Here is a 24,471-nt window from a genome sequence, read left to right as displayed (position 1 = left end):
AGCCTCCAACCAAAAAGTTTTTCTATAAAAAGATAATAGCAACTGCTACGCATATGTGTGCAGCCACTTTCCCCTGTTGCAATACATAGAAATTCACGAAAAAAAATTTTCCTTTCGAAAAAGGAAAATTTTCTTCTATATTAATGACTTTAAATACCGTTTATCAATCGCTGTTTCATGTGAAAGAGCTGACAAATATTCTTCTTGTGCTTTTTGTATTTCATCTACAATCGCACCTTGACTATCCACTTCTTTTCCGAGCTCATCATACGTACGGTGAATAGCTTTTTGAATCATTGATAATTGAAAATTATCCATATGACTTCCTCCTTTACGCATTACATAATAGCCAGTATATGCGCGCTAGAGGAGTTTTATACTATGAATTACGCGGTGGACGTTTTCCGAAGTATTGGTAGTAATCTGTACGGATAAATCCGTTAAACAGCTTACGCTTCTTCGACGCATCTTTTCCGTAACACTTCTCAAATGCTTCGTAGCTTGTTAATACATACGCTGACCATGTATCTAATGGGCGGAATACTTGTCCCATTTCTTTATACAGTTGTTCAACGAGTGCTTTTTCACTTAAACGTTCTCCGTATGGAGGATTCGTTACAACGTAGCCATAATCCTCTTTTGTTGTGAAATCTTTTACTTGCATTTGTTTAAATGTAATTAAATCGCCTAAGCCTACTTCTTCTGCGTTATCTTGAGCAACTCGAATCATACGATGATCAATATCTGATCCAATGATTTGTAATCGTTGATCATAGTTCGCTAAATCTTCAGCTTCTTGACGAGCTTCACGCCAGTTTTGTTTACCTACCCAGCCCCACTCGTCAGATGCGAAACCACGGTTAAATCCTGGTGCAATGTTTTGTCCAATTAATGCTGCTTCAATCGGAATTGTACCTGATCCACAGAATGGATCAACAAATGGACGATCTGGCTTCCAGTTTGTTAATTTAATTAAAGACGCAGCTAATGTTTCTTTTAACGGAGCTTCCCCTTGATCCATACGGTATCCACGTTTATGAAGCCCAACACCGCTCGCATCAATTGTTAATGTTGCAATATCCTTGAGCATTGCAATCTCGATACGGAATAACGGACCATCTTCTTCAAACCAAGTTGTACGTTTATATGTTGTTTTTAATTTTTCAACGACAGCTTTTTTAACGATACGTTGGCAATCCGAAACACTGAATAATTCAGATTTTAAAGATTTACCGATAACAGGGAATTCACCATTCTCTGGAATATAATCTCCCCAGTTTAATGCTTTCGTTTTTTCAAATAGCTCATCAAATGTCGTTGCTTTAAATTCGCCAACTTTAATTTTTACACGGTCCGCAGTACGTAACCATAAGTTCGTACGACAAATCGCCTTTTCATCTGCTTCAAATGTTACTTTGCTGTTTTCTACTTGACATTCATAACCAAGATCGCGAACTTCTCGGGCAACTAACGCTTCAATACCCATTGCCGCTGTTGCAATTAAAGTAACTTTTCCCATTTGCATTCACCTCTTATGTATATTCAAACAATAATTAATAGCAATTGGTCCTATTAATTATTACATTTTACGAAAAATTTTCTCATTAACCATTTTAACTCATACTTTATAACTTCATACAAATAAAAAGCCCTCCTCTAACAAAGGAGAGCTGAGTTATTTCATAGTTGGTTCATAACGTTCTGTAAGCCATGTTCTGTTCCTTTGTACTACAAACGGCCCACGCCTCGTACTCCGGTGGCAATCATCTATCTACAGGTTATAAAACCTGTCCTTTCCCGTCGTTCATTTCCTTGGAAAAGATTCCCCTACCATTATTTGGGTTTCTCGCTCGTGGGGTTTACCTCGTTCCACTCCTATCATTTCTTCAAGGACTTCGTCACTGTGGCACTTTAAAGGTAGTCAAACCATATCCGAAAGGACTTAGGTTTTTTCCCTGCCGTTAAACCAGCCTTACAGCCAGAATACCCTAGCTTATGAATTGGCTAGGCACGAACACTACAGCCATCTCAGGCCGTGCGAGCATGGACTTTCCTCTACAACGTTGGCGTTGCAGCGATTACCCAAACGTTATGACATCCATTAGTATAGTGGAAACAAAAAGATTTTGCAACGTTTTTTTCTATGTAAAATGCTTAAACCTTTTCCCACCTTACATCATTCGTATAACTTACTTCCAAATACAGCTTTTTCTAAGTTAGATAAGCGTTTTAAAATATCCGTATTCGTGTTGTTATAAACCGGTTGTGCAACTGGTGTTTGTACAGGTTGTTGTGGAACTTGCGTTACTGCTAGTTTTTGTTCCTCTAATTCACGCTTTAAACGAGCATTTTGTTGCTTTAATTGCTCAAACTCTTTGTGGAAAGCTTCATAGTCTTTAATGATCATATCAAGAAACTTGTCTACTTCTTCTTGCTGATAACCTCTCATACCTGTTTTAAATTCTTTTTCTAAAATATCTTTCGCTGTTAATTTAATTTTATCCGAAATCATTTTCTTCACCTCAAATTTTTACCAAAACTTTCATTAACTAAATTTTTTCAGAAACAATGCTTTTTGTCAATCATATATACGAGTACTATATTACATATTACTCTGCATTATTCCACTGTTCCTCTTCTATTATATCTTGTAAATCAGAAAAAAGAATGAAATAACTGTGATAATTTTCTATTTCCCCTTTTTTCTTTGCTGATTCTACAATATATTTGGGACTTCCTGGTTTTTCTTCATCGTATACCGCTAAAAGCGCATCACTTTTTTCAATAAAAAATTGATTTTTTAATTTAAATTGCTCTGGGCTTTCATACTTCCGTTTCGTGATACTATCAACATGGTCTGCTTGAGAAAGAATAAATTCGTAATATTCACGATTATCTTCTTTCCAATTTTCTTCTTGTTCTAAAAACGGAGTGAATACCGCTAATTTTAAATCAGGATATTCTACTTGCATTTCAAAAACAACTTCAGCAGCCCATAATTCTACACCTAATTGGCCGCTTATTATAACCCATTCTAAACCATCTTCTACAAAAGTGATTAATTTACGGTGTAATGCTTTCTTTATACACTCCACTCCTGGATGATCATTTTTAAATATTCCAAGTTCAAATGGCTTATATCCTGTTACTGCAATAACTTTCATATCAACACTCCAATTACAAAAAAAGAACTAGCATTTCGCTAGTTCTAACATATCATTTACTTTTTAAATATTCCACCAACGTTTGGTCCGATATTTGGACCTACTGGTGATACATTGTTTGGTAAAAACGGTGATACATTTGGTCCTGGTCCAAACGGTGATACATTCGGTCCTGGCCCAAATGGAGATATTTGATGACCGTGGTGATGATGATGATGATGACCATGGCCACACGGTCCACATCCGCCACCGAATCCTGGGTCGATTGGGTCCACAACATTTACATTTGAATTTGTTTGCGGGAAGAAGTTTTGGTTTTTAATTTGTTGATGATGTACATGTGTTGTATGTGTTGGGAAAATGTGTGGCACCACCGTTGTTGAAAAAGAGTGTGTTACGCATTGTTTCGTCGGATGAATGACAGGAGCAGTCGTACAAATAGGTCCTGTAGGCTTATGCCCTCCAAAGCAAGGATGACAATGATGCATAGTTTTTTCTCTCCTCTCTCGTTAAAAAAATCTGATTACACTTTACAGTATGAGAAAAGAGAGAAAGCCGTTTGTTATATATACCCATTTATTACAAGGAAATTTGTCTAGTCCTTTATTTCATTTACATTGTTTTTATAGACAATTCTTCAACATCACTTACCAAAAAAGCCTCCAACTTGCTTTACAATACCTGTCACTTGATTCATCGCATTCATCATTTGTCCAGCTGTATTCATCATTTTATTTACATCATAGTTACCATCTGATGTTTTAAATTGAGAAACAAAACTAGAAAACTGACTTGGCTGTTGTTGCTTTTGCTTACCCTGCGTCGGGTACGGTTGTTTTGGTGGATAAAACATCGCTTGTTGATTAGCATACGGAGATGGTGGTGGCATATAATATTGCGAATTCATATAAGGCTGCTGCTGTGGTTGATTCATGTATGGTTGCTGAGCTTGTGATTGTTGAGCTTGATTCACATAAGGTTGCTGCTGTTGTGGTTGTTGAGCTTGATTCACATAAGGTTGCTGCTGTTGTGGTTGTTGAGCTTGATTCATAAAGGACACTTCAAACGGTTGATAATAATTTTGATTTCCATAATAAGGCTCGAAAGGATACATATTATACCGTAAATATGTATCCGTATTATATTGGTACATATTTTGCTGTGCATATGGATTCGTTTGCTGATATAAGTTAGGTTGTTGAAACATGCATTCTCTCCTCCTTCACATAAGTTTCTACATATATAATATGTACCTATAAAATAATATGTGTGATGGAGTATCTGTCTATTTTTGTCGGAAGTTTAAATTTTTAAAAAATTAAAAAAGAAAACCCTTCCATGCTATGATAATGAAGAAGAAGATTCTCATGGGGGAGGAATCAACATGGTATTAGGGGATTTAAAACAAGCGTTTTCTCAAAAAAAGGGGTATTGCACAGAGAATGCAAATGAATTATTAGACTTTGCGAGACATTGGTATCTCGAAGGAAAAATATGCATATCAGATTATCGAACATTAATAAAAGAATTAGAAATAAACGGCGCAACAAAACCTACAACAATGACAGAAGCATAAAAATAACAAGAGGGCTCTCCCTCTTGTTATTTACATTGCTCAACTATATTTTGCAAAGTATACGAAATGGCTTGGTGTGTTTCAAAGAATCGTTTACCTTTACCTTTATTTACAAAGCATTGCAACACATTCGTTTGTAAATTATCATATACTTGATCAATTTGCTGTACATGTATATATTTTGGCTTTTCTTCTTTAATCCACTTATAAGCTAATTCTTTCCACTTCTTTAATTCCTCATCTACCATATCTACAAACGGTTTCATATCCTTATAAAAGTCGTATTCGGTTAGTTCTCTCTTTTTTACATTCGCTTCATTATTATACTGCATGAGTTTTTCTGAAGACTGTATTAATGCTTCATTCTTCATTTCTTTCCCACCTTATTATGCACTCACTACGACGTTTTGAAATGTCTTTACCCAATTCCCTTTCTCTTCGTGATGCACTAATTTATTTTCCATATGTTCAATATGCATTTCTGTTATTTCTATCTTATTGCATATTTTTTCACTCGCATCCTTTAATGCATGATTCATTCTAATCCCTATATTCATTTCCAGCAAATCGAGAGAACTTAACATTTGATCCATTTTTTTCATTACATCTTCCTTCTGAACCATCGCCATATACAAAACGCCTCCTTCTTTGCTTTTCCTTTGTCATGTAATTTCGCCGAATGATTCACCACTCCTGCCCACATGACAAAACTAGTTGTTATTCGTCAAAGAAATCATTTCGTATGTCATTTATAGAAATGGTAACAATACAAAAAGGAGGTGTATTACAATGGCAAAGAACAAAAATGAAAAAAAGAAAAACCAAAACAAACAACAAAATAAACCCGAGACTGGCAATCCAAAGCTAGATGGTCCAAACTTCCCTGCTACATAAAGCGAGACTTTATTACGAACAGTTAAATTTCAAGTCACCCTTAATCTCCTACTAGCATTACGTTTTGAGATTAAAGTTGTAGCACACATAGCAGGATTGTTTCAAATTAAGAAGTCCCGTCTTCAAAATGGAAGACGGGACTTCTTTTTTATTATATCATGAACTCATCCATCCTTTTAGCAAAACGATTTGCGATAGATAGCCTATAGATTTGTTCTCTCTTTCTTCTATACCATTCTGTTATATTAACTTCCCCTTTAGGTTCTTCAGGTACAAATAGCACATTCATTTTCATATTTGCACAAAACCAATCTCTCATTTTTATTTCTTCATGTAAAATAACAGGATAAATATCTCTAAGTGTTGGCGTATAAGACTTTCGAGTTTCCTTTGCGTAAACTTCATAATCTTCCCTAGACCCAGTATGTGTAGTTTGCAATGCAAACTTATAAAACGAACCATTATAAATTGGATGAAACAATAACCATGCTAATTTTTTTCCTAGTTCTATACGCTGTTGTAACGTTTCAAATTGATAAACCGAAAATCCATACATTCTCCCTTCAATTGTTGGGAAGATAACTGCACTAATATGAAGTCTTTCTTGTACTTTAAAAAGTGCAGTATGGAATACATGTTTTTTAAAATATGTGTTCTCAATGACTGGTTTTTGAATTTTATTTTGTTCATTTATAATAAGCGCTGTCATAAGCCTATTCATATCTCTTCTTTCCCAGAAAAGTAACCATTCTTTTTCCATAAAAATTGATACGTTGAAATATTGCAACAAATGAAAGAGAGGTGCACGTCTCTTCTTACTTTCCTCATACAATAATAGCTGAGGAAATGCATCTAAAAAAATAATCCAATTAGCCTGTTCGTACAGAATAAATAAATGTTTTTTTACCGTTCTAGGTAAAACAGTAGCATAATATCTCCCTTCTAAATCAGTCATATTCCAGCCCGCATTTCTCGAAACCATACTCGCTAAAAAGGCCCACCTGATTTCACTATTTCTTACATAATATTCTTGATAAGATTGTGTCCGAGAAATATTGTCCACATTAGCTATTTCTGTTTTCTTTTTAATATTGTGAATGATTGCTTTTTCTTCCTCTGTACAAAAATTTTTTTCTCGATTTTGTTTCATTTTCATATAATCATTCCATGTAAACATAAATAAGTCATCATACCTTTCATCAAAAAGGTCACATCTTTTTTCATTTTTTGATATAATCACCTTTGTAAGTAATTCTTAGCAAGTTGGGGGTGGACACACTATGACCATTCGTTACCCAAATGGAAAAAGGTATAATCAAGCTTCACAACCTCAAAAAACACCTATAAAAACACATACTTATAGTAATAGAGGTATGTCCCTTGAAGAGGAATTGAATGAAACAAATCAATATTACTTAACCCATAATATTGCATGTGTACATAAAAAGCCTACACCTCTTCAAATTGTAAAAGTAGATTACCCCGCTCGAAGTGCTGCAGTGGTAAAAGAAGCGTATTTTAAACAACCTTCTACAACAGATTACAACGGTGTATACAAAGGGAAATACATCGATTTTGAAGCAAAGGAAACAAAAAATAAAACTAGTTTCCCACTTCAAAACTTCCACCTTCATCAAATTGAACATATGAAGCAAGTGGTTGCTCATAATGGAATTGCATTTGTTATTATTAAATTTACACTTTTTGATGAATTTTATTTACTAGATGCAAAACATATTATTGCATTTTGGAATCGTCAAAATACTGGTGGACGCAAGTCGATTACGAAAGAAGAAATAGAAGAGCATGGATCCTTATTATCATGCGGTTATCACCCTCGGATTGACTATATCCGTGTACTAGACATGGTTTATTTTTCGTGATAGAGTCATCACTAAGGCTCTTTTTTCGACTTTTGGGGGAGAGAATGAAAGGTAGGAGAAAGTATAATGTCAGATAATTATCGTTCTCGTACAGAACGAAATCATGTGAAAAATCAAGAGAAAAAAACACATAAAGAAGAAAAACCAAAGAAAAAAGGCTCCTTTTTCAAGAAATTTCTTATAGGTTGTCTACTTCTTGGTATCGTTGGTCTTGTAGCCGGCGTTTCCGCTTTCTTTGTTATGGTAAAGGATGCTCCAAAATTAGACAAAGCCAAACTTGTTAATCCTTTATCAACAAAGTTTCTTGATAAAAACGGGAATTTCTTCTATGAATACGGTGCTGAAAAACGAACACACGTTACTTATGATCAAATTCCAAAAGTAGTTGAAAATGCATTCCTTGCAACTGAGGATTCGCGTTTCTATGATCATAATGGAATTGATTTTAAACGAACTACAAAAGCAGTTATGGAAAATGTCACTGGTGGTTTCGGTTCCCAAGGTGGTAGTACGATTACACAGCAAGTCGTTAAAAACTACTTTCTAACGATGGACAAAACTGCTAAAAGAAAAGTACAAGAATGGTACTTATCTTACAAATTAGAGCAACAATACTCTAAACATGAGATTTTAGAAATGTACTTAAATAAGATTAATTTAGGTAACCGTTCATACGGTATTGCGACAGCAGCGCAAAAATATTATGGTAAAGATTTAAAAGACTTGCAATTACATGAAGCTGCTATGCTCGCTGGTTTACCCCAAGGTCCAAACATTTATGATCCAACAAAAAAGGAAAATGTTGAACGAGCAACAAATCGTCGTAATGTCGTATTATCATTAATGAATCGACATGGTTATATAACAAAAGAAGAAATGAATAACGCCGTTAAGATTCCAGTAACTGAGGGCCTTCAACCGTCTTCAGAAGTAACTGAGATGAAGTATCAAGCATTTTTAGATGCGGTTGTAAAAGAAGTTGAAAAAGAATATCCTGATGTAAATATCGGTTCAGATGGTTTAACGATTCATACAACACTTGATCAAGATGCTCAAGATTACGCCGACAAAATTATGGATGGCAATCTTATTAAGTATCCGGACGATCAATTCCAAGGGTCATTCGTATTTATGGATACACAGTCTGGAGAAGTTCGAGCAATTGGTGCTGGACGTAAAGAAAGTAAGTCTACTTTCAAAGGTCATAATATGGCAACTGATTTAAAACGCCAAGTTGGTTCAACAATGAAACCAATTTTCGACTACGGTCCGGCAATTGAAAATTTACAATGGTCTACATACCATCAATTAAACGACTCAGAGTATACGTATTCCAATGGTAAGAAAATACAAAATGCAACAAAGAGTTACAAAGGTGACGTTTCACTACGTGAAGCTTTGAAAAAGTCATTAAACATTCCAGCTTTAAAGACAGCACAAACAGTTGGTCTTAATAAGTCAAAAGAATTTGCTGAAGGTTTAGGCATGACCTTTAAAGAAGGAAAAGTCTACGAATCAACAGCAATCGGTAGTAACGATAGTTCTCCATTAGAAGTAGCAGGTGCATATGCAACCTTTGGTAATAGTGGTAACTATAATAAACCACACTTCGTAAAAGAAGTAACCTTCCCGGACGGGAAAAAGAAAAGCTTTAAACCGAAAGAACATCGCGCAATGCAAGACTATACAGCTTATATGGTTACTGACGTTCTTCGTGACGTAGTAAAACCTGGTTCTGGTGGTACAGGTCCAACAGCATACGTTTCAGGTGTTGACGTAGCAGGTAAAACAGGAACACAAAACTTTGATGAATCAGTTCTTCAAAAATATGACATCCCAGCTGATGCAAACAGAGATAGCTGGTTTGCTGGATATACGCCACAATACACAATGGCTGTTTGGACCGGTTACGAAAAAGATGGTCCAAAAAATTATGTTAGCGATCGCTCCACTAGAATTGCACAGCAAATGTTCCAAGTAATGATGAGCAAATTCGCTACAGATAAATCACGCTTTGAACGTCCTTCTTCTGTACAAGAAATAAACGGAGAGTTATACGTAAAAGGTGCGAAAAAAGATGCAATTAAACAAATTAAAGTAGATGCCCCTAGTGGTCTGAATGTCACTTTTGATGGCGCTAGCACAGTTACACTAAACTGGTCTGGACCAGCAGAAGTTGATGCATATGCAGCCAGCTATAAAGCAACTGACGGTTCAAGTGGTAGCCTATCAATAAGTGGTACGACAGCTACTCTTGGTGGTATTAAACCAGGTGTTACTTACAGCTTCTCTGTAGTAGCGAAAAAAGGTACTGGCACAAGCCCAGCAGTTGGTGCATCCTTCACTGCGCCTGGCGGAACTCCAGATGCAAAAAAAGCTGAAGAAGAGGCTAAGAAAAAGGCCGATGAAGAAGCTAAGAAAAAAGCTGATGAGGAAGCCCAGAAAAAGGCTAATGAAGATAAAGTAAAACAAGACGAAGCTAAGAAAAAGGCTGAAGAAGAGGCTAAGAAACAACAAGAACAACAGCAAGAACAACAACGTAAACAGCAAGAAGAAGCTCAAAAGAAAGCTGATGAGGAAGCTAGAAGGAAAGCTGAAGAAGAAGCTAAGAAAAAAGCTGAAGAAGAAGCTAAGAAGAAAGCTGAAGAAGAGGCCAAGAAAAAAGCTGAAGAAGAGGCTAAGAAACAACAAGAACAGCAACACCAAAATCCCGGAGGAGATACACCTCACGCAGACGGTGCTGTTGTTACAACAGAGTCCTAATATACAAAAAAAGAAGTCCGTTTCTCTTAACGAGAAGCGGACTTCTTTTTTGTTATCATTTTCTTTACATACAGCTTTTCTATTTCGATATACAACTGCGCTAATTGAATATAAGAATGATAATTACTCGGTTTCTTTATAATGAATGAATATCTTTCCATAAAATTAACAGGTTGCACTTTTAATTTATTCGTATTTATTTGCATTTCATTCAAACTATGAACAGGTTGTTCATTTAGCCAATAGACAACCGATAACAAGTGAGCTGCAAAAAGAATCATTGGTCCCTCAGCCTCTTGCTTATTTCTATTTCGAAACAGTATAGCAATGTCTTCATGCTTATTTTTCCATACATTCAACATCACTGGAATGCTGTTTTCAATTTCCTTCCATGGCTCATACTGTCTTTCAATATCAAATATAAAGTAAGTATTTTGTATTATCTCTTCAAAAGAATTGTCTGTATGATACTTAATTAAATTTACACTTTCTTTAAAAAATGGTAAACAGTGAAATTCTTTCGGTATTTCTATAACTCGTTCCATCCTTTATTTCACCTTCATTCGCTTCTTTCCTTCACGACATACTTCTAACAGTCTGCATTCCTCACATTGCGGTCGTTGTGCTTTACAATGATAACGTCCAAAGAAAATCATACGATGATGTGTAACTCCCCACTCATCCATTGGTACTTTCTTCATTAATGTTTTTTCTACTTCTAACACAGAGTCTTTCCATCTACACATAGCTAATCGTTTACTCACTCGCTCCACATGTGTATCAACAGCAATTGCCGGAATTCCAAACGCTACGGAAACTACAACATTCGCTGTTTTCCTTCCTACACCTGGTAATTTCGTAAGTTCATCTCGATCGTTCGGTACTTCTCCATTATAGTCATCTAATAACATTCGGCATAATTTTTGAATGTTTTTTGCTTTATTTCTATACAATCCGATAGAGCGTATATCTTGTTGTAATTCTTCTAGAGAAACACTTAAATAATCTTCTGGTGTTTTATATTTTTGAAATAAATTTCTTGTCACTTTATTTACAAGTACATCCGTACATTGTGCAGATAACGCCACCGCGATTACAAGTTCAAATGGATTATCATGAACCAATTCACAATGTGCTTCTGGATACATATCCGCCATTGTGTCTAAACAATAACGGATTTGCGTTTTGTTAAGCATATTTTTCCTCCTATATTACTGCTCCAACCAATTATAAAAAGGCACTTTTCCAGTAAATTTCGTCTCTTGTTTTGTCATTTGTTGTGCCCTTTGTTGATTCGCTCTAAATTTTTGACCTTGATTTTGAGCCTGATCTACCGTTTTAATTCCATTCTTTTTCCACTCAAATAAAATACGATCAATATATCGGAAATTTAGTTTTCCACTCATTACAGCTTCTCTAAGAGCCGCTTGAATTAAATTTGGATGATGTTGATCTTGGTCCTCCCACATCCCTAACGTTTCACATTCGAACGGCGAAAGTGGTCTTCCAAATTCTTTTTCAAATACTGTATATAAATTTACTTGTAGCTGTTTTTTTTCTTTTTGCTCTTCCTCTATTGATTCATCCATTAAGAAATGTAATATTTTTTCCCATAACGGTTGTAAAGAATAACTTTCGCACATCATCGCTTCTGATCTTTGTCCACCTTCTAGTGATAAAAAACCTTTTTGAATCAACGTCTGAATTACTTCCATACATTTCATTTCCGTTATCGTCATCCGTTCAGAAATCTCTGAAGGAGTCGGAAACGAATTACCTGATTCTAAAAATGTGTGTACATGAAGTACAACCATAAATTCCGTCTCATTTAAACCTAATTTTTTATAATGCATCATAAGCAATTTTGGAATTGCAATGCTTCCCTGCTCAAACCACTGTAACATCATTTTCTTTTTCATCACCAAACACCTCGCTCTCTAGTATAACACACCTTTAGCTATTTCTTTTTGCCACAATCCGTCAAAAAAACCTCCCCATTAATAGGGAGGTTTTTTATATTACATGAATGAAATATAAAATTAAGCTTGCACTTTACTTTTCATAAATGTATGGATGCGCTCTAATGCTTTCTCTACTTGTTCAAGAGATGTCGCATATGATAAACGAACATTATTTGGAGCACCAAATCCTGTACCTGGTACAAGAGCCACTTTTTCCTCTTCTAATAGAGCTTTTGCCCAATCATCAACTGTTGCATATCCTGATAAAGCTACAGCTTCTTTTACGTTAGGGAATAAGTAAAATGCCCCTTGCGGTTTAATACAAGTAAAGCCAGGGATTTGAATTAATTTATCATAAATGATGTTTAATCTCTCTTCAAAGGCTTGACGCATTGTTTCCACAGGTTCTTGTGAGCCTGCATATGCCGCAATTGCGCCGTATTGAGCGATTGAAGTAGGGTTTGACGTACTATGACTCGCTAAATTCGTCATTGCTTTAATAAGCTGCTTATTTCCTGCAGCATATCCAATACGCCATCCTGTCATAGAATGAGATTTAGATACACCATTAATAATAAGTGTTTGTTCTTTTAATGCATTAGAAAGCTGGGCAATTGAAGTATATTCTACGCCACCATAAATTAATTTTTCATAAATTTCATCAGAAACGATTAAAATATCATGTTCTAAACATACTTCTCCAAGCTGTTGTAATTCTTCTTTGCTATAAATCATTCCTGTTGGATTGCTCGGTGAATTAATAATAACTGCTTTCGTTTTCTCTGTAATTGCCTCACGCAGCTGCTTTGCTGTAATTTTGTACTCATTGTCTTCTAAACCTTCTACATAAACCGGCTTACCGCCAGCAAGCTTTACTTGCTCTGGATAGCTTACCCAGTAAGGAGTTGGGATGATAACTTCATCTCCCTCATCAAGTAATACTTGGAATAATGTATATAATGCATGCTTTGCACCATTACATACAATAATTTCAGATGGATCATACGCAATACCTTGATCGCGAGTAAATTTCTTCACAATTTCTTGTTTTAACGATTGTAATCCACCTGTTGGTGTATACTTCGTATGCCCTTCTAACATCGCTTTATGTGCAGCATCCATAATATGCTCTGGTGTATTAAAGTCAGGTTCCCCTGCCCCTAATCCAATTACATCATGACCCTCTGCTTTTAATGCTTGTGCCTTTGCTGTAATTTCTAAAGTTGAAGACGGTGTTAAAGCAGCTACTCGCTTTGCTAATTTCATTTGTAGTTCCCCCTACATCTATTTTTCAATGCTATATCGTCTTAAAAATTTTCCATCTTTAAATTCAAGATAGTAATAACTATAACGATTGTCATCATCAATATATGTAACTTCCCATAGTGGTACATCATTTTCAAAGCCTAATTTCACTTTCATAATCTCTTTCGGCTTACTTTTTGATTCCTTACTTTCATTGCCGACTTGCTCTATTGTTCTTTGTATAGCCTCTTTTTCAGAAATACCTTCGCTCTTTTTCCTTACTACAGTATCCCCTTTTTTCTCAGGCACCCAAACGATAAGTTGTTCTCCCTTTTCATCTGTACCTTGCACGACTATATATGCAGATTTTCCGTTGTAATAATCAACAGATTTCACCTTTGTAAGCTTTGCTTTTTCTTTAGCAATTTCTACAAATTTCGACTCTTTTGGAATTTTCTTTCCCATCGCTTTATTATAAACATACGCCCCATATATTCCGCTAGCAACGATAACAATAATGATTGCAAAGATCCACTTTTTCATTGTATCACTACGTTCTGTAAATCGTAAATACAGCTGTTTCTTTATCTTTTTCGTCTAATGCTAGTCCGAACATGAGGTCCTGCTCTTTTAACGTACGATTTAAACTATCAACAATTTTATACAAATCCGACGAATATTTAATACGCGTCGTTGATAGTACTTCGATTTTCTTATCCATGAAAAAACTCCTCCGTTACACAAAAATTTCTAATTATAGAAGAACGCAATGCGGTTACAATAAGAGTACATTCTTTACAACCCCTGCTTCATCACCCATCTATTATAGCAGGACATGTACAGCAAAAAAAGGTTTCAAGTCGAAAACCAACACATTTTGTATACAAGAAGTAAGAAAAATAAAATTCCTCCTACCCACATTTTTTACGCCTGAAGTTTATAAGTACTTCAGGCGTATTTTTCTTCCATTTTTATTCATTTGATGGTTCTTCTAATTGTACTAACAATTCTTCTAATGGTCCTTCATAAAGAGGTACGTTAGGAATCGATTGTAGAAATCGTTTTCCATAGGAAGAACTCGTCAAACGACGATCTAACACTACTACCGTTCCTGTATCTGTATTCGTTCGAATTAAGCGGCCGAATCCTTGTTTGAAACGTAATATTGCTTGTGGGAGCGCTAATTTAGCGAATACATCTTCACCTTGATTTTTTAGCCACTCACCTTTCGCTTCCATCATCGGCTGATGAGGAGGTGTAAATGGTAGACGGACTATAACAAGACAACTTAAGGCATCTCCAGGAATATCTATTCCTTCCCAGAAACTGCTCGTCCCTAATAAAATTGATTTGTCGAACTCTTGAAACTTTCGAATTAAGCGGCTTCGACTTCTATTATTCACACTTTGGGTGAGTAATAAATAACCCTCTAATTCATCATTATTTTTTAAATTCGCATACGCTTCTTTTAACATTTCATACGAAGTGAATAAAACGAGCATTCTGCCTTTTGTGGCTTTCGCTATCTTTGCAATATGTTCCGATATAGATTCAATATATCGCTCATTACTTACTTGCTTAATAAAAGGTACATCCGTTGACACCATTAATTTCATCTGTTCATCATAACGAAATGGCGACGGAACCTTTAAAGTATTTGGAGCGAAATCATGTAAACCAAGTTCCTCTTTTATATAATCAAACGTATCGTTAACTGTTAGTGTTGCGGATGTAAAAATAACACTCTTTTTTTCTGTTAAAAATTCATCAGCAAATCTTTCACCAATATGAACAGGCTGTGCATATAGAACTGTTGAATGAATCGTCCCTTTCGTTTCAGTCTCCATCCAAGTTACATACGAATTCTTTTCTAATACGAGTAACTGTAATGATTCTGCCATCTTTCTCAGCAACTCAATTAAATGCATAAATTCACCTGTTACAACATGCATCTCCCATTCTAACTTACTTTGCAATATATCCACTTGCTTCTCAAGAGCAGTTACTACCCTTCTTAATTCATATATAAAACGATTTGTTAATTCGACGATACTATCCCACAACTTACCTTTTTCTAGTTCTGCGTTATACCTATAGATGAGCGGCATATTATTCGTTCCTTGCTCTTGCTTTGTTTGTTTAAATATAAAAGTACGTAACATTTGGAAGAGTTCATCCGCATCAAACTTAAGTTCCTTCAAACTATAACTTATCATACGGAAAGTTGAACGAGATGCTTGCTCTGATTTTTTCATCATTTTATATACTTTGGAGAGTACATCTTCTGTTTCTAGTGTCCCAAGACGAGATATAACCAATTGAAAATACATACAAGAGAACTGTTCACCCAATGTTCTACTCGCGGCTTCTTCAATATGGTGAGCTTCATCAAAAATAATATGTTCGCATGAAGCAAACAACGGTTCTTCACTTGAAAAATCTTGAAATAATAACGCATGATTTGTAATAACGATATCTGCAAATAAAGCTTTATTCTTCGCTCGCTGGTAAAAACAACGACTAAACCAATTACTTTGCATACCGCCTGGACTATACGCATCGCTACAAATACGATTCCAAAGTAACTTTCCGCCCTCAGGAATATTTAATTCGTCTCGATCACCTGTTTCAGTTTGCAATAGCCAAACTAAAATCTTCGCCTTTGTAAGTGCCATATCATAATTTTTTTCTTCCTCTTGCAAAGCATACTCAAATTTATGTAAGCATAAATAATGCTTTCTTCCTTTTAGAAGAGCTACCTCAAATGAAAATGGCATTATTTTTTGTAATAACGGAATTTCTTTTTCTAATATTTGTTGTTGGAGTTGTACCGTTTGTGTACTTATAATGACAGGTTCTTCTTTTCTCTTTGCAAAATAAAGACTAGGAAGCAAATAAGCGAGAGTCTTTCCTGTTCCTGTACCGGCTTCAATTAGTGAAAAACGAGAATCTCTTAACGCCGTATATATCTCTTTCATCATCAGTTGTTGACTTTCTCTTCTTTCAAACTTTGGCATATGTGATTCCAATTTATCCATCGTTTTATTCAAGAAAGCATCAAACTTTGATGAACACGTTTCTCCAAGGTTTAAGGAATAGTTCCGCTTTTTCAGCGCAATATTTCGATGTATTTCATACTCCGCTATATCTTCTTTACCGTGCATTACTTTCTTTAAAATATTTTCAGAAAGCACATCAGCTATATCGCTTTGGAACACATCACTTAATTCATAAAGCGATTGCAACGTGACAAGTGGTAACTTTTCAATTTCATTTAAAAATTGTAAAAATAATTCCGCTGTTGCAAGAGCATCACTATCCGCACGATGTGGTTGATCGTGCTCTAGTTCATGCTTCTTAGCTAAATCACGTAATTTATAACTATCGGCTGTCGGCAAAAGAATTTGAGCCAATTCAACCGTGTCGATTTTCGGACAATGTATTTCTGTATATCCAGCTTGCCTTAATTCTTCATTTAAAAAATTCCAATCAAAGTGAACATTATGCGCAACGAAAGCCGCACCTTGTAATAGCTCAACAATCATCGGGGCTACATCTTGAAATAACGGGGCTTGTTTTACAAGACTTTCATCAATCCCTGTTAATTCTGTAATAAATGGTGGGATCTCTCTCTTTGGATTAACAAAAGACGAAAAAATCTCCAATATCTCTCCATCTTCTACTACAACAGCTGCAATTTGGGTAATTTTATCCTTCCCATCTTTCCAGGAGTTCCCTGTCGTCTCTAAATCAACAACGACATAACGCTTACTCATATATGTAACACCTCAATTTCTTACCTTTCAAACAACAATAATTTATATAATGTTACTATACCACGTTTTATCTCATCTTAATGAAAAGATGCACAAAAAAGCTATCTCCGCAATGGAGATAGCCTTTCTACTTATAATATCGTACCCGCTTTTTCAGCACCTAACATTTCAATAATTTGATTATTATCGTCTAGTACTGCAATTTTTGGTTCTTGTGTATGAATCTCTTCTTCCGTAACTAGCCCATAACAAATAATAATTACTTTGTCCCCTGGTTGTACAAGTCTTGCCGCAGCACCGTTTAAACAAACAACACCACTACCGCGTTCCCCTTTAATAACGTATGTCTCTAAGCGAGCACCATTATTATTATTTACAATTTGGACTTTTTCGTTTTCTACAATATTTACTGCATCCATTAAGTCTTCATCAATTGTAATACTACCTACATAATTTAAATTTGCCTCCGTTACAGTTGCACGATGTAACTTTGCTCTCATCATTGTGCGAAACATAGATGCTCCCCCTTATTTAACCGTTAATGTTATATTGTCAATTAATCTTACATTTTCAAACTTAACTGCAATAGCTAAAATGATTCTTCCTTCGACTTTCTCTACCATTGTTAATGACGGATATGCATATAAATCCGCATAATCTACAGTGCCTTTCGTATGCGTCTCAATATAATCTTTCACAAGATTTGTAATGATTTCCGGATTACGTTCACCTGCCTCAATTCTTTCTTTCGCTATACATAGGCTGCGGTATAAATGAAGAGCTTCTTCACGTTCATCTTGTGATAGGTACACGTTACGAGAACTTTTCGCTAAACCATCTTCTTCCCTTACAATATCAACTGGTACGATTGTAACTGGAATATTGAAATCAGTTACAAATCCTTCAATTACTGCAAATTGTTGAGCATCTTTCATACCGAAATAAGCACGCGTTGGCACCGTAATATTAAATAGTTTCATCAGTACAGTTGCAACACCAGCGAAATGACCAGGTCTTTGTTGACCGCATAATACGTCCGTGCGCTTCACAACTTCTACTGTTGTTGTTTGTTCTGCTGGATACATTTCTTCTACACTCGGATAAAATAAATAATCTACACCGTTTTCTTTTGCTACATTTTCATCTCTATCAATATCACGAGGGTATCGATCTAAATCTTCATTTGGGCCGAATTGTAGCGGGTTTACAAATACACTTAAAACTACAATTTTATTTTCTTCTCTTGCCTTACGTAATAAAGTAGCATGGCCTTCATGTAAATAACCCATTGTTGGAACAAAACCAATACTCTTTCCACTTGCACGAAGTTCGCTTGTAATTTGCTGCATCTCTTGCACTGTAGTTACGATTTTCATTATTGTTTTCCTCCGTATAACGCTAAGCATTCTTCCTCTTTCATTGTGAACGAATGTTTTTCTTCAGGAAATTGCCTTGTCTTTACTTCAGTAACATATTGTGAAATCCCACGCACAATCTCCTCTTGAACAGACGTATATTGCTTCACAAATTTCGGAACACGATTTACGCCGTATGAGATAAGATCATGATAAACAAGCACTTGTCCATCTACTTTTTGTCCTGCACCAATCCCAATTGTTGGTATTGTTAGTTGCTCTGAAATAAGTTCTGCTAACTGCATTGGTACACATTCTAACACAAGCGCTATTGCACCAGCTTCTTCACATTTCTTTGCATCTTCTATTAATTTTTTTGCACTCTCCGCATCTTTTCCTTGCACTTTATATCCACCCAACACTCCTACCGATTGAGGGGTTAAACCTAAATGCGCTACAACAGGAATTCCTGCGTTCGTCAAATATTGAATCGTCGATATAACTTCTCCAGCACCTTCTACCTTCAGTGCGTGTGCCCCGCTCTCTTGAACGATGCGACGTGCATTCACCATCGTTTCTTGTAATGATACGTGATACGACATAAATGGCATATCAGTTACAATAAACGTCTCTTTCGCTCCACGGCGTACAGCTTTCGTATGATGAATCATATCCTCTACTGTTACAGGTACTGTTGAATCGTATCCGAGTACAACCATTCCAAGAGAATCTCCAACTAGAATCATATCAACTTCAGCTTCTTCTGCTAATTTAGCAGATGGATAATCATACGCCGTTAGCATTGTAATCGGCTCACCTTGCTCTTTCATCTTCAAAAAATCTGTTTTTGTTTTCAAAAACTACTCCTCCTTTATGCAGGAGAGAGGAGATGGCCGAAATCATATAAAAAACCCCTCTGACCATAAAAGGGCAGAAGGGTTGTGTGTTAGTCGGCATTATTCATCCCTCTGTCCCAGTCCGTTATTGGATCAAGGCAGAATCCAAGTTATTATTTTTCGTATGACTTCGAATCATGGTGCAGTTCGCTCTGATACTGCCCACATTCGAACTAATTATAGCAAACTACAAAAAGGAATTACTACATTTTTTTGAAAAAATAATTTTTTATTCTTATTACGGTATATGAAATTTAACACGAGAGTATATATGCTATACAGTTTTTATGGAGAATTCTATCCTGAAAAGATACATGTTTTTTCAACGCATGCTAAAAAAGTCCAAGTTAATTTTTTCTGTAATCCATTTAACTGTATAGTATAACTCTTAAACTAATGATGCAGGTTAATTGAGGAAAGTACTTAACAAAGGAGAATTGCAGATGTCTATGAACAGGTGGTTATTTCGATTCAGCAGTTTGCTTGTAATGATTGTATGGTGGATGTCTTTAGGATCCTCCCATGTATTTGCCTCAGTTACTGTCGTAACACCCCCCACCGATTTAACGAAAGTGATGGAGGTTGAACTAAATGATGATTACTTTAATCCAAATGTTATCACGATTCCGCTTGCAGGATCAACAACATTACTATTGAAAAATAAAGGTAAAAACGAGCACACCTTTACAGTGAAAAAACTCGGCATTGACGTCGTAATCGAGTCAGGAAAAGAAAAGAATATTACCGTGAAACCTAAAAATACTGGTACATATGAATTAATATGTCGATACCATCTTCTTAAAGGAATGGCAGGCAAAGTAATCGTCAAATAACATGCCCTGCCAATTAGGCGGAAGATATTTTGAAATGAACTTTAAATATGAAAAAAATTTATTATCATGTTACAAATTCAACTCAAAACTATTGAAATAAAAAGAAGTTCCAAAAGAGGAACTTCTTTTACTTAATTTCAATATCTGCAGAATGAATATGATGTACTTTCCCCTCATGATCCTCCAGAAGTAATACACCATCCTCTGTGATTCCTTTTGCTAACCCCGTAATTGTCTCTCTCATCGTTCGAGCGGTAATTTCTTTCCCGATGCTCACAGCGTAACTTTCCCAAAGAATTTTAATGACAGAGAAACCATTTTGTAAATACTCTTCATATAATTTTTCTAGTTGTAAATAGATTTGTTGCATAAGTTCTGCACGAACAATCGGCTTACCTGATTCAATCGCTAATGAAGTAGCAATGTGCTGAATTTCTTCATCAAAATGTTCTTGCTTTTGATTCGCATTAATACCGATGCCCATAATGACAGCATTAATTTTATCAGGATCCGCTTGCATTTCTGTTAATATACCTACAGCCTTTTTACCTTGAATTAAAATATCATTTGGCCATTTTATTCCTACGTTTACACCCGTGCATTTTTCAATTGCCTGTGCAACACTAACGGCCGCTAACAAAGTAAGTTGCGGTGCATGATGAACTGGGATTGATGGGCGTAAAATAATACTCATCCAAATCCCTGTTCCTTTTGGTGAATGCCATTTTCTGCTTAAACGACCTCTTCCCGCTGTTTGTTCTTCTGCTACAACGACTGTTCCTTCTTCTGCACCTTCATAAGCAAGTTTTGCTGCAATGTGCTGCGTTGATTCAACAGTTTCTTCAAAATACACTGTTCTACCAATCCGCTTCGTTTGTAGCCCTAACTGAATTTCATTAGCGGTCACTTTGTCTGGCTTACTTGCAATTCGGTAACCTAATCGACGCACAGCTTCAAGTTCATATCCCTCACTCCGCAGATCCTCCATATGTTTCCACACAGCAGTTCTTGAACAACCAAGTTTATCACTAATTGTTTGGCCGGATACAAACTCGCCATCCGCTTCAGAAAAAACTTGCAATAACTGCTTTCTTATAGTAGATTGCATCCTTGTAGCCACTCCCTTATACGCTCTTTCTCATTAACTACGTTTCCTTGTACGATTGCTTCTTCGATTTTCTGAAGCATCTCAGCAACCCACGGACCAGGCTTTTTGTTTGCCCAGTTTAATAAATCATTACCAGTCACATTCATTTCTTGACGCTCCTGGATTGGCAATGCATGAAACATTGATTGTACTCGTTCAACAGATGTAGGGTCATAGCGTTCAATCATCGCTTCATATACTCTCTCTGCCATTTCAGCGATATGAATTCCCGTTTTATAAAGAAGGACTGTATCCCAATCCTTCTCCTTTCTAGTACGGATTGTCAATAAAACTGCAACAATATCTTTTATTTTTTTATTCGAAAACTTCCATTGACGTAAAAAGACAGATGGATGTTCTTCTCCGATACAATATAAGAAAAATGCCCACGCCTCAATATCCGTTTCGAAAGAATCCCATTTATACTGCGTAGCTTTTAACAGTCTCTCTTCTGACATTTGTAAATATGGCAAATGAGAAAATAGCTTCGTCTCTACTAATTCTTTGAGACCTTTCACACAATATGTACCAGTTAACAGTTTCTCAAACTCTACTGTAATACGCTCAATTGCTATATGTTCTAGCAAATGCCCATACGTTTCAATCGCTTGCTTCGTTTTCATTTCTAATGAAAAACCTAACGTGCTTACAAACCGAATACCACGCATCATTCGCAGGGCATCTTCTTGAAAACGATCCGCAGCATTTCCAACTGTCACAATTTCTCTCTGTTGAATGGCTTCCTGTCCAGCAAATAAATCGACCATTTTGCCTTCTTCTGTCATAGCAATTGCATTCATCGTGAAATCACGACGTTTTAAATCCTCTTCTAATGAACGAACAAATTGAACACTACTAGGTCTTCGAAAATCTTCATATTCGCTTTCTGTTCGAAAAGTAGTTACCTCATAGGGCTCACCATTTTCTACAACAATTACAGTTCCATGCTCAAGACCAACAGGAACATTTCTTGGGAATATAGCCATCACTTCTTCTGGTAGAGCAGATGTCGCAATATCAATATCTCCAATCGGCCTATCGATAATAAGATCTCGTACGCTCCCACCAACAAAGTAAGCCTCATGTCCTTGTTGCTTTAATGTCTCAATAATAGAACTAGCTTTTTTAAATCTTTCCATTTTTGTCATCCCTTAGTACGTCATAGTAAATCGTTTCATATTGTGAAACAATTTTTTCTGAGCGAAATTGCTCATAAACACTTTCTCTTGCTCGTTCTCCCATATTACGGTGAAGTTCCTCGTCCTTTAATAGCTGAATAGCTTGATTTGCCACTCCTGTTGTATCGCCAACTTCACATAAATATCCTGTTTCCCCGTGTTGAATAACCTCTGGAATACCTCCAACCCGTGTTCCGATACAAGGTACACCACACGCCATTGCTTCTAATAAAACAAGACCAAAACTTTCCTTCTCTGATAGAAGCAACATTAAATCACTCATCGCAAGTAGTTCTGCAACATTATCTTGCTTCCCTAGGAATAAAACGCGATCTTCAATATGTAAATTCTTCACTATCTGTAAAATCGTACAGAATTCTGGTCCGTCTCCAACAAGAAGCAACTTCGCATCTACTTCTTTAACAATTTTAGCAAATGCCTGAACAACATCCTGCACACGTTTCACTTTACGGAAATTCGAAATATGAATAAGTACTTTTTCACTCTCACTTATACCATATTCTTTCTTTAATTGAGACATATTACGCTTGAAATATACACGTTCGTCTATAAAGTTATATACCGTTTGAATTTCTTTACTTGGTTTTACAAGCTCATGTGTTTCGTTAATTAATGAATGCGAGACAGCAGTAACAACATCCGATTGCTCAATACCAAAACGAATTAAATTATTTAACGAAGGGTCGGAACCTAACACAGTAATATCTGTTCCATGTAAGGTTGTAACAATTTTAATACGCTCTCCGATCATTTGTTTTGCTAAATATGCACAAATTGCATGTGGTATTGCGTAATGCACATGTAAAATGTCTAAGTTTTCTCTTTGTGCAACCTCGGCCATTTTACTTGCTAACGCTAAATCGTATGGTGGATATTGAAATACAGAGTATTGATTTACCGTCACTTCATGAAAATAAATGTTTGGATATACTTTATTTAACCGGAATGGTAAACCCGATGTAATAAAGTGAATTTCATGCCCACGTTCCGCCAATTGCTTTCCTAATTCTGTTCCAACAACTCCAGAACCACCTACAGAAGGATAACATGTAATACCTATTTTTAATTTCATTTACATCCCCCTAATAAATCAGCATGTAATAAAACCGGTTTCTTACTCATAAATCCCTCGGCATACAAGACTCCAACTTCTTTTCCAAACATCTTCTCACGAGCAATCACAGTTTCAACGTAACCTTCTGTTAACGGTGTCTTAACACCATCACTCCCTGTTGAAAACTGACTTTCATACGCTTCTAATGCTTCCACCTTTATAGAGAGGTACTCACTTATATCTATACAAAAATTCGGTTTATGAAAACCATTAATCATATAATTATAAAAAGACTCCACACGATGTGGTGAAAGTTCCGGCATATATTTACGGATTCCTGCTGAAAAAATAGCCTCTTCCACAAGCTTTGCACAATTTGCATGATCTGGATGGCGATCTTCATAGTACGGCGCAAAAACTAGTTTTGGTTTATATGTACGGATCACCTTGACAATTTCACGTATATACTCTTCTTTCATATACAAACCACGGTCTGGCATCGCTAAATTCAGCCTCGTTTTTACTCCCATTATACGAGCTGCGACCTTCGCTTCTTCTTTTCTCAACTCTATCGTTCCATTTGAAGAAAGATCAGCTTCTGTTAAATCACAAATACCTACTTCATACCCTTGCTTTGTATATTTAGCGATGGTACCAGCCATGCCGATTTCAACATCATCGGCATGAGCACCAAACGCTAATATATGTAATCCACTCATAATTGT

General features: G+C 36.0%; 28 protein-coding genes and 1 other RNA gene. 5 read left to right on the top strand and 24 right to left on the bottom strand.

The window, feature by feature from the left end; translation table 11 throughout:
* Positions 1-135: 135 nt before the first annotated feature.
* From ACTFP3_RS04255 to ACTFP3_RS04225, 7 genes are all read right to left on the bottom strand, one after another.
* The gene (locus tag ACTFP3_RS04255; RefSeq protein WP_000368570.1) at positions 136-318 is read right to left on the bottom strand and encodes a DUF3921 domain-containing protein; all 183 of its coding nucleotides are present in this window, start codon (positions 316-318) and stop codon (positions 136-138) included.
* A gap of 61 nt (positions 319-379) precedes the next feature.
* Positions 380-1,519 carry a THUMP domain-containing class I SAM-dependent RNA methyltransferase gene (locus tag ACTFP3_RS04250; protein ID WP_000521224.1) on the bottom strand — a complete coding sequence of 380 codons (1,140 nt, stop codon included), beginning with the start codon at positions 1,517-1,519 and terminating at the stop codon, positions 380-382.
* A 180-nt stretch (positions 1,520-1,699) separates the two neighbouring features.
* Positions 1,700-2,090: RNase P RNA component class B (rnpB, locus tag ACTFP3_RS04245), an RNA gene on the bottom strand.
* 86 nt (positions 2,091-2,176) lie between these two features.
* Positions 2,177-2,512: a cell division regulator GpsB gene (gene gpsB, locus ACTFP3_RS04240; RefSeq protein ID WP_000622431.1), complete on the bottom strand. Its 336-nt coding sequence runs from the start codon at positions 2,510-2,512 to the stop codon at positions 2,177-2,179.
* Between the two features lie 97 nt (positions 2,513-2,609).
* Entirely contained in the window at positions 2,610-3,164 is a 555-nt protein-coding gene (locus ACTFP3_RS04235; RefSeq protein WP_000862908.1) for a DUF1273 domain-containing protein, read from the bottom strand.
* 56 nt (positions 3,165-3,220) lie between these two features.
* Positions 3,221-3,652, bottom strand: coding sequence for a CotD family spore coat protein (locus ACTFP3_RS04230; RefSeq protein ID WP_000546272.1), 432 nt, complete (start codon positions 3,650-3,652; stop codon positions 3,221-3,223).
* A gap of 155 nt (positions 3,653-3,807) precedes the next feature.
* Complete coding sequence (locus ACTFP3_RS04225) at positions 3,808-4,371, bottom strand: YppG family protein (RefSeq protein ID WP_016122190.1); 564 nt, start codon at positions 4,369-4,371, stop codon at positions 3,808-3,810.
* Between the two features lie 177 nt (positions 4,372-4,548).
* On the opposite strand from ACTFP3_RS04225, the gene ACTFP3_RS04220 reads away from it, so the two are divergent.
* Positions 4,549-4,740, top strand: a complete 192-nt coding sequence (locus ACTFP3_RS04220) for a YppF family protein (RefSeq protein ID WP_000242652.1) — start codon at positions 4,549-4,551, stop codon at positions 4,738-4,740.
* 26 nt (positions 4,741-4,766) lie between these two features.
* On the opposite strand, the gene ACTFP3_RS04215 is transcribed toward ACTFP3_RS04220, so the two are convergent.
* Together ACTFP3_RS04215 and ACTFP3_RS04210 are read right to left on the bottom strand one after the other, a co-directional pair.
* Positions 4,767-5,111: a YppE family protein gene (locus ACTFP3_RS04215; RefSeq protein ID WP_000786939.1), complete on the bottom strand. Its 345-nt coding sequence runs from the start codon at positions 5,109-5,111 to the stop codon at positions 4,767-4,769.
* A gap of 15 nt (positions 5,112-5,126) precedes the next feature.
* Positions 5,127-5,369, bottom strand: coding sequence for a hypothetical protein (locus ACTFP3_RS04210; protein ID WP_001252036.1), 243 nt, complete (start codon positions 5,367-5,369; stop codon positions 5,127-5,129).
* A gap of 85 nt (positions 5,370-5,454) precedes the next feature.
* Between ACTFP3_RS04210 and ACTFP3_RS04205 the strand changes: the two genes are divergently transcribed.
* Positions 5,455-5,634, top strand: coding sequence for a hypothetical protein (locus ACTFP3_RS04205; RefSeq protein ID WP_001987054.1), 180 nt, complete (start codon positions 5,455-5,457; stop codon positions 5,632-5,634).
* Between the two features lie 151 nt (positions 5,635-5,785).
* On the opposite strand, the gene ACTFP3_RS04200 is transcribed toward ACTFP3_RS04205, so the two are convergent.
* Positions 5,786-6,811, bottom strand: a complete 1,026-nt coding sequence (locus tag ACTFP3_RS04200) for a DUF2515 domain-containing protein (RefSeq protein ID WP_042866562.1) — start codon at positions 6,809-6,811, stop codon at positions 5,786-5,788.
* A gap of 103 nt (positions 6,812-6,914) precedes the next feature.
* Between ACTFP3_RS04200 and recU the strand changes: the two genes are divergently transcribed.
* Positions 6,915-7,517 carry a Holliday junction resolvase RecU gene (gene recU / locus ACTFP3_RS04195; protein WP_000155598.1) on the top strand — a complete coding sequence of 201 codons (603 nt, stop codon included), beginning with the start codon at positions 6,915-6,917 and terminating at the stop codon, positions 7,515-7,517.
* Between the two features lie 66 nt (positions 7,518-7,583).
* Complete coding sequence (locus ACTFP3_RS04190; protein ID WP_001283086.1) at positions 7,584-10,280, top strand: PBP1A family penicillin-binding protein; 2,697 nt, start codon at positions 7,584-7,586, stop codon at positions 10,278-10,280.
* A 26-nt stretch (positions 10,281-10,306) separates the two neighbouring features.
* On the opposite strand, the gene ACTFP3_RS04185 is transcribed toward ACTFP3_RS04190, so the two are convergent.
* The 10 genes from ACTFP3_RS04185 to panB form a co-directional block, all read right to left on the bottom strand.
* Positions 10,307-10,825, bottom strand: a complete 519-nt coding sequence (locus ACTFP3_RS04185; RefSeq protein ID WP_000442652.1) for a YpoC family protein — start codon at positions 10,823-10,825, stop codon at positions 10,307-10,309.
* Between the two features lie 3 nt (positions 10,826-10,828).
* Positions 10,829-11,476, bottom strand: a complete 648-nt coding sequence (gene nth, locus ACTFP3_RS04180; RefSeq protein WP_000933034.1) for an endonuclease III — start codon at positions 11,474-11,476, stop codon at positions 10,829-10,831.
* A 15-nt stretch (positions 11,477-11,491) separates the two neighbouring features.
* A complete protein-coding gene (gene dnaD, locus ACTFP3_RS04175; RefSeq protein ID WP_000728552.1) occupies positions 11,492-12,199 on the bottom strand; it encodes a DNA replication protein DnaD in 708 nt (235 codons plus the stop codon).
* A 120-nt stretch (positions 12,200-12,319) separates the two neighbouring features.
* Positions 12,320-13,507, bottom strand: a complete 1,188-nt coding sequence (gene aspB, locus ACTFP3_RS04170; RefSeq protein WP_000761571.1) for an aspartate transaminase AspB — start codon at positions 13,505-13,507, stop codon at positions 12,320-12,322.
* A gap of 18 nt (positions 13,508-13,525) precedes the next feature.
* Positions 13,526-14,029: a cell wall elongation regulator TseB-like domain-containing protein gene (locus ACTFP3_RS04165; RefSeq protein WP_000758739.1), complete on the bottom strand. Its 504-nt coding sequence runs from the start codon at positions 14,027-14,029 to the stop codon at positions 13,526-13,528.
* Between the two features lie 7 nt (positions 14,030-14,036).
* Positions 14,037-14,207: a YpmA family protein gene (locus ACTFP3_RS04160; protein ID WP_000358352.1), complete on the bottom strand. Its 171-nt coding sequence runs from the start codon at positions 14,205-14,207 to the stop codon at positions 14,037-14,039.
* 250 nt (positions 14,208-14,457) lie between these two features.
* Entirely contained in the window at positions 14,458-17,262 is a 2,805-nt protein-coding gene (dinG, locus tag ACTFP3_RS04155) for an ATP-dependent DNA helicase DinG (protein WP_000044960.1), read from the bottom strand.
* A gap of 131 nt (positions 17,263-17,393) precedes the next feature.
* Entirely contained in the window at positions 17,394-17,777 is a 384-nt protein-coding gene (gene panD, locus ACTFP3_RS04150) for an aspartate 1-decarboxylase (RefSeq protein ID WP_000490184.1), read from the bottom strand.
* 12 nt (positions 17,778-17,789) lie between these two features.
* Positions 17,790-18,638: a pantoate--beta-alanine ligase gene (gene panC / locus ACTFP3_RS04145; protein WP_440009361.1), complete on the bottom strand. Its 849-nt coding sequence runs from the start codon at positions 18,636-18,638 to the stop codon at positions 17,790-17,792.
* Positions 18,638-19,474 (bottom strand): 3-methyl-2-oxobutanoate hydroxymethyltransferase, encoded by an 837-nt coding sequence (panB, locus tag ACTFP3_RS04140; protein WP_000851108.1) that lies wholly within the window; start codon positions 19,472-19,474, stop codon positions 18,638-18,640. The genes panC and panB overlap by 1 nt, the downstream gene beginning before the upstream one ends.
* A 482-nt stretch (positions 19,475-19,956) precedes the next feature.
* Here panB and ACTFP3_RS04135 point away from each other — a divergent pair, with 482 nt between their 5' ends.
* A complete protein-coding gene (locus ACTFP3_RS04135) occupies positions 19,957-20,346 on the top strand; it encodes a cupredoxin domain-containing protein (RefSeq protein WP_440009359.1) in 390 nt (129 codons plus the stop codon).
* 127 nt (positions 20,347-20,473) lie between these two features.
* Here the strand turns inward: ACTFP3_RS04135 and ACTFP3_RS04130 are convergent, their stop codons facing one another.
* The 4 genes from ACTFP3_RS04130 to bshB1 are packed head-to-tail and all read right to left on the bottom strand — an operon-like array spanning position 20,474 to position 24,465.
* The gene (locus tag ACTFP3_RS04130) at positions 20,474-21,454 is read right to left on the bottom strand and encodes a biotin--[acetyl-CoA-carboxylase] ligase (protein WP_001192063.1); all 981 of its coding nucleotides are present in this window, start codon (positions 21,452-21,454) and stop codon (positions 20,474-20,476) included.
* A complete protein-coding gene (locus ACTFP3_RS04125) occupies positions 21,439-22,632 on the bottom strand; it encodes a CCA tRNA nucleotidyltransferase (protein WP_000439321.1) in 1,194 nt (397 codons plus the stop codon). Before ACTFP3_RS04125 ends, ACTFP3_RS04130 begins: the two co-directional genes overlap by 16 nt.
* Entirely contained in the window at positions 22,619-23,764 is a 1,146-nt protein-coding gene (bshA, locus tag ACTFP3_RS04120) for an N-acetyl-alpha-D-glucosaminyl L-malate synthase BshA (RefSeq protein WP_000768305.1), read from the bottom strand. Before bshA ends, ACTFP3_RS04125 begins: the two co-directional genes overlap by 14 nt.
* The gene (gene bshB1, locus ACTFP3_RS04115; RefSeq protein ID WP_000015673.1) at positions 23,761-24,465 is read right to left on the bottom strand and encodes a bacillithiol biosynthesis deacetylase BshB1; all 705 of its coding nucleotides are present in this window, start codon (positions 24,463-24,465) and stop codon (positions 23,761-23,763) included. The genes bshA and bshB1 overlap by 4 nt, the downstream gene beginning before the upstream one ends.
* Positions 24,466-24,471 lie beyond the last annotated feature (6 nt).

Origin of the sequence: Bacillus cereus group sp. MYBK5-2, assembly GCF_051915685.1 — a bacterium.
In the GTDB taxonomy this organism is placed as follows: domain Bacteria; phylum Bacillota; class Bacilli; order Bacillales; family Bacillaceae_G; genus Bacillus_A; species Bacillus_A cereus.
Note: the sequence above shows the minus strand (reverse complement) of the source record. Positions and strands in the feature narration are given on the sequence as shown.

What these genes read in the sequence shown, in the direction of transcription:
- ACTFP3_RS04255 (WP_000368570.1), bottom strand. Translation starts at nt 318, where the DNA reads ATGGATAATTTTCAATTATCAATGATTCAAAAAGCTATTCACCGTACG.
- ACTFP3_RS04250 (WP_000521224.1), bottom strand. Translation starts at nt 1,519, where the DNA reads ATGGGAAAAGTTACTTTAATTGCAACAGCGGCAATGGGTATTGAAGCG.
- gpsB (WP_000622431.1), bottom strand. Translation starts at nt 2,512, where the DNA reads ATGATTTCGGATAAAATTAAATTAACAGCGAAAGATATTTTAGAAAAA.
- ACTFP3_RS04235 (WP_000862908.1), bottom strand. Translation starts at nt 3,164, where the DNA reads ATGAAAGTTATTGCAGTAACAGGATATAAGCCATTTGAACTTGGAATA.
- ACTFP3_RS04230 (WP_000546272.1), bottom strand. Translation starts at nt 3,652, where the DNA reads ATGCATCATTGTCATCCTTGCTTTGGAGGGCATAAGCCTACAGGACCT.
- ACTFP3_RS04225 (WP_016122190.1), bottom strand. Translation starts at nt 4,371, where the DNA reads ATGTTTCAACAACCTAACTTATATCAGCAAACGAATCCATATGCACAG.
- ACTFP3_RS04220 (WP_000242652.1), top strand. Translation starts at nt 4,549, where the DNA reads ATGGTATTAGGGGATTTAAAACAAGCGTTTTCTCAAAAAAAGGGGTAT.
- ACTFP3_RS04215 (WP_000786939.1), bottom strand. Translation starts at nt 5,111, where the DNA reads ATGAAGAATGAAGCATTAATACAGTCTTCAGAAAAACTCATGCAGTAT.
- ACTFP3_RS04210 (WP_001252036.1), bottom strand. Translation starts at nt 5,369, where the DNA reads ATGGCGATGGTTCAGAAGGAAGATGTAATGAAAAAAATGGATCAAATG.
- ACTFP3_RS04200 (WP_042866562.1), bottom strand. Translation starts at nt 6,811, where the DNA reads ATGTTTACATGGAATGATTATATGAAAATGAAACAAAATCGAGAAAAA.
- recU (WP_000155598.1), top strand. Translation starts at nt 6,915, where the DNA reads ATGACCATTCGTTACCCAAATGGAAAAAGGTATAATCAAGCTTCACAA.
- ACTFP3_RS04190 (WP_001283086.1), top strand. Translation starts at nt 7,584, where the DNA reads ATGTCAGATAATTATCGTTCTCGTACAGAACGAAATCATGTGAAAAAT.
- ACTFP3_RS04185 (WP_000442652.1), bottom strand. Translation starts at nt 10,825, where the DNA reads ATGGAACGAGTTATAGAAATACCGAAAGAATTTCACTGTTTACCATTT.
- nth (WP_000933034.1), bottom strand. Translation starts at nt 11,476, where the DNA reads ATGCTTAACAAAACGCAAATCCGTTATTGTTTAGACACAATGGCGGAT.
- dnaD (WP_000728552.1), bottom strand. Translation starts at nt 12,199, where the DNA reads ATGAAAAAGAAAATGATGTTACAGTGGTTTGAGCAGGGAAGCATTGCA.
- aspB (WP_000761571.1), bottom strand. Translation starts at nt 13,507, where the DNA reads ATGAAATTAGCAAAGCGAGTAGCTGCTTTAACACCGTCTTCAACTTTA.
- ACTFP3_RS04165 (WP_000758739.1), bottom strand. Translation starts at nt 14,029, where the DNA reads ATGAAAAAGTGGATCTTTGCAATCATTATTGTTATCGTTGCTAGCGGA.
- ACTFP3_RS04160 (WP_000358352.1), bottom strand. Translation starts at nt 14,207, where the DNA reads ATGGATAAGAAAATCGAAGTACTATCAACGACGCGTATTAAATATTCG.
- dinG (WP_000044960.1), bottom strand. Translation starts at nt 17,262, where the DNA reads ATGAGTAAGCGTTATGTCGTTGTTGATTTAGAGACGACAGGGAACTCC.
- panD (WP_000490184.1), bottom strand. Translation starts at nt 17,777, where the DNA reads ATGTTTCGCACAATGATGAGAGCAAAGTTACATCGTGCAACTGTAACG.
- panC (WP_440009361.1), bottom strand. Translation starts at nt 18,638, where the DNA reads ATGAAAATCGTAACTACAGTGCAAGAGATGCAGCAAATTACAAGCGAA.
- ACTFP3_RS04135 (WP_440009359.1), top strand. Translation starts at nt 19,957, where the DNA reads ATGTCTATGAACAGGTGGTTATTTCGATTCAGCAGTTTGCTTGTAATG.
- ACTFP3_RS04130 (WP_001192063.1), bottom strand. Translation starts at nt 21,454, where the DNA reads ATGCAATCTACTATAAGAAAGCAGTTATTGCAAGTTTTTTCTGAAGCG.
- ACTFP3_RS04125 (WP_000439321.1), bottom strand. Translation starts at nt 22,632, where the DNA reads ATGGAAAGATTTAAAAAAGCTAGTTCTATTATTGAGACATTAAAGCAA.
- bshA (WP_000768305.1), bottom strand. Translation starts at nt 23,764, where the DNA reads ATGAAATTAAAAATAGGTATTACATGTTATCCTTCTGTAGGTGGTTCT.
- bshB1 (WP_000015673.1), bottom strand. Translation starts at nt 24,465, where the DNA reads ATGAGTGGATTACATATATTAGCGTTTGGTGCTCATGCCGATGATGTT.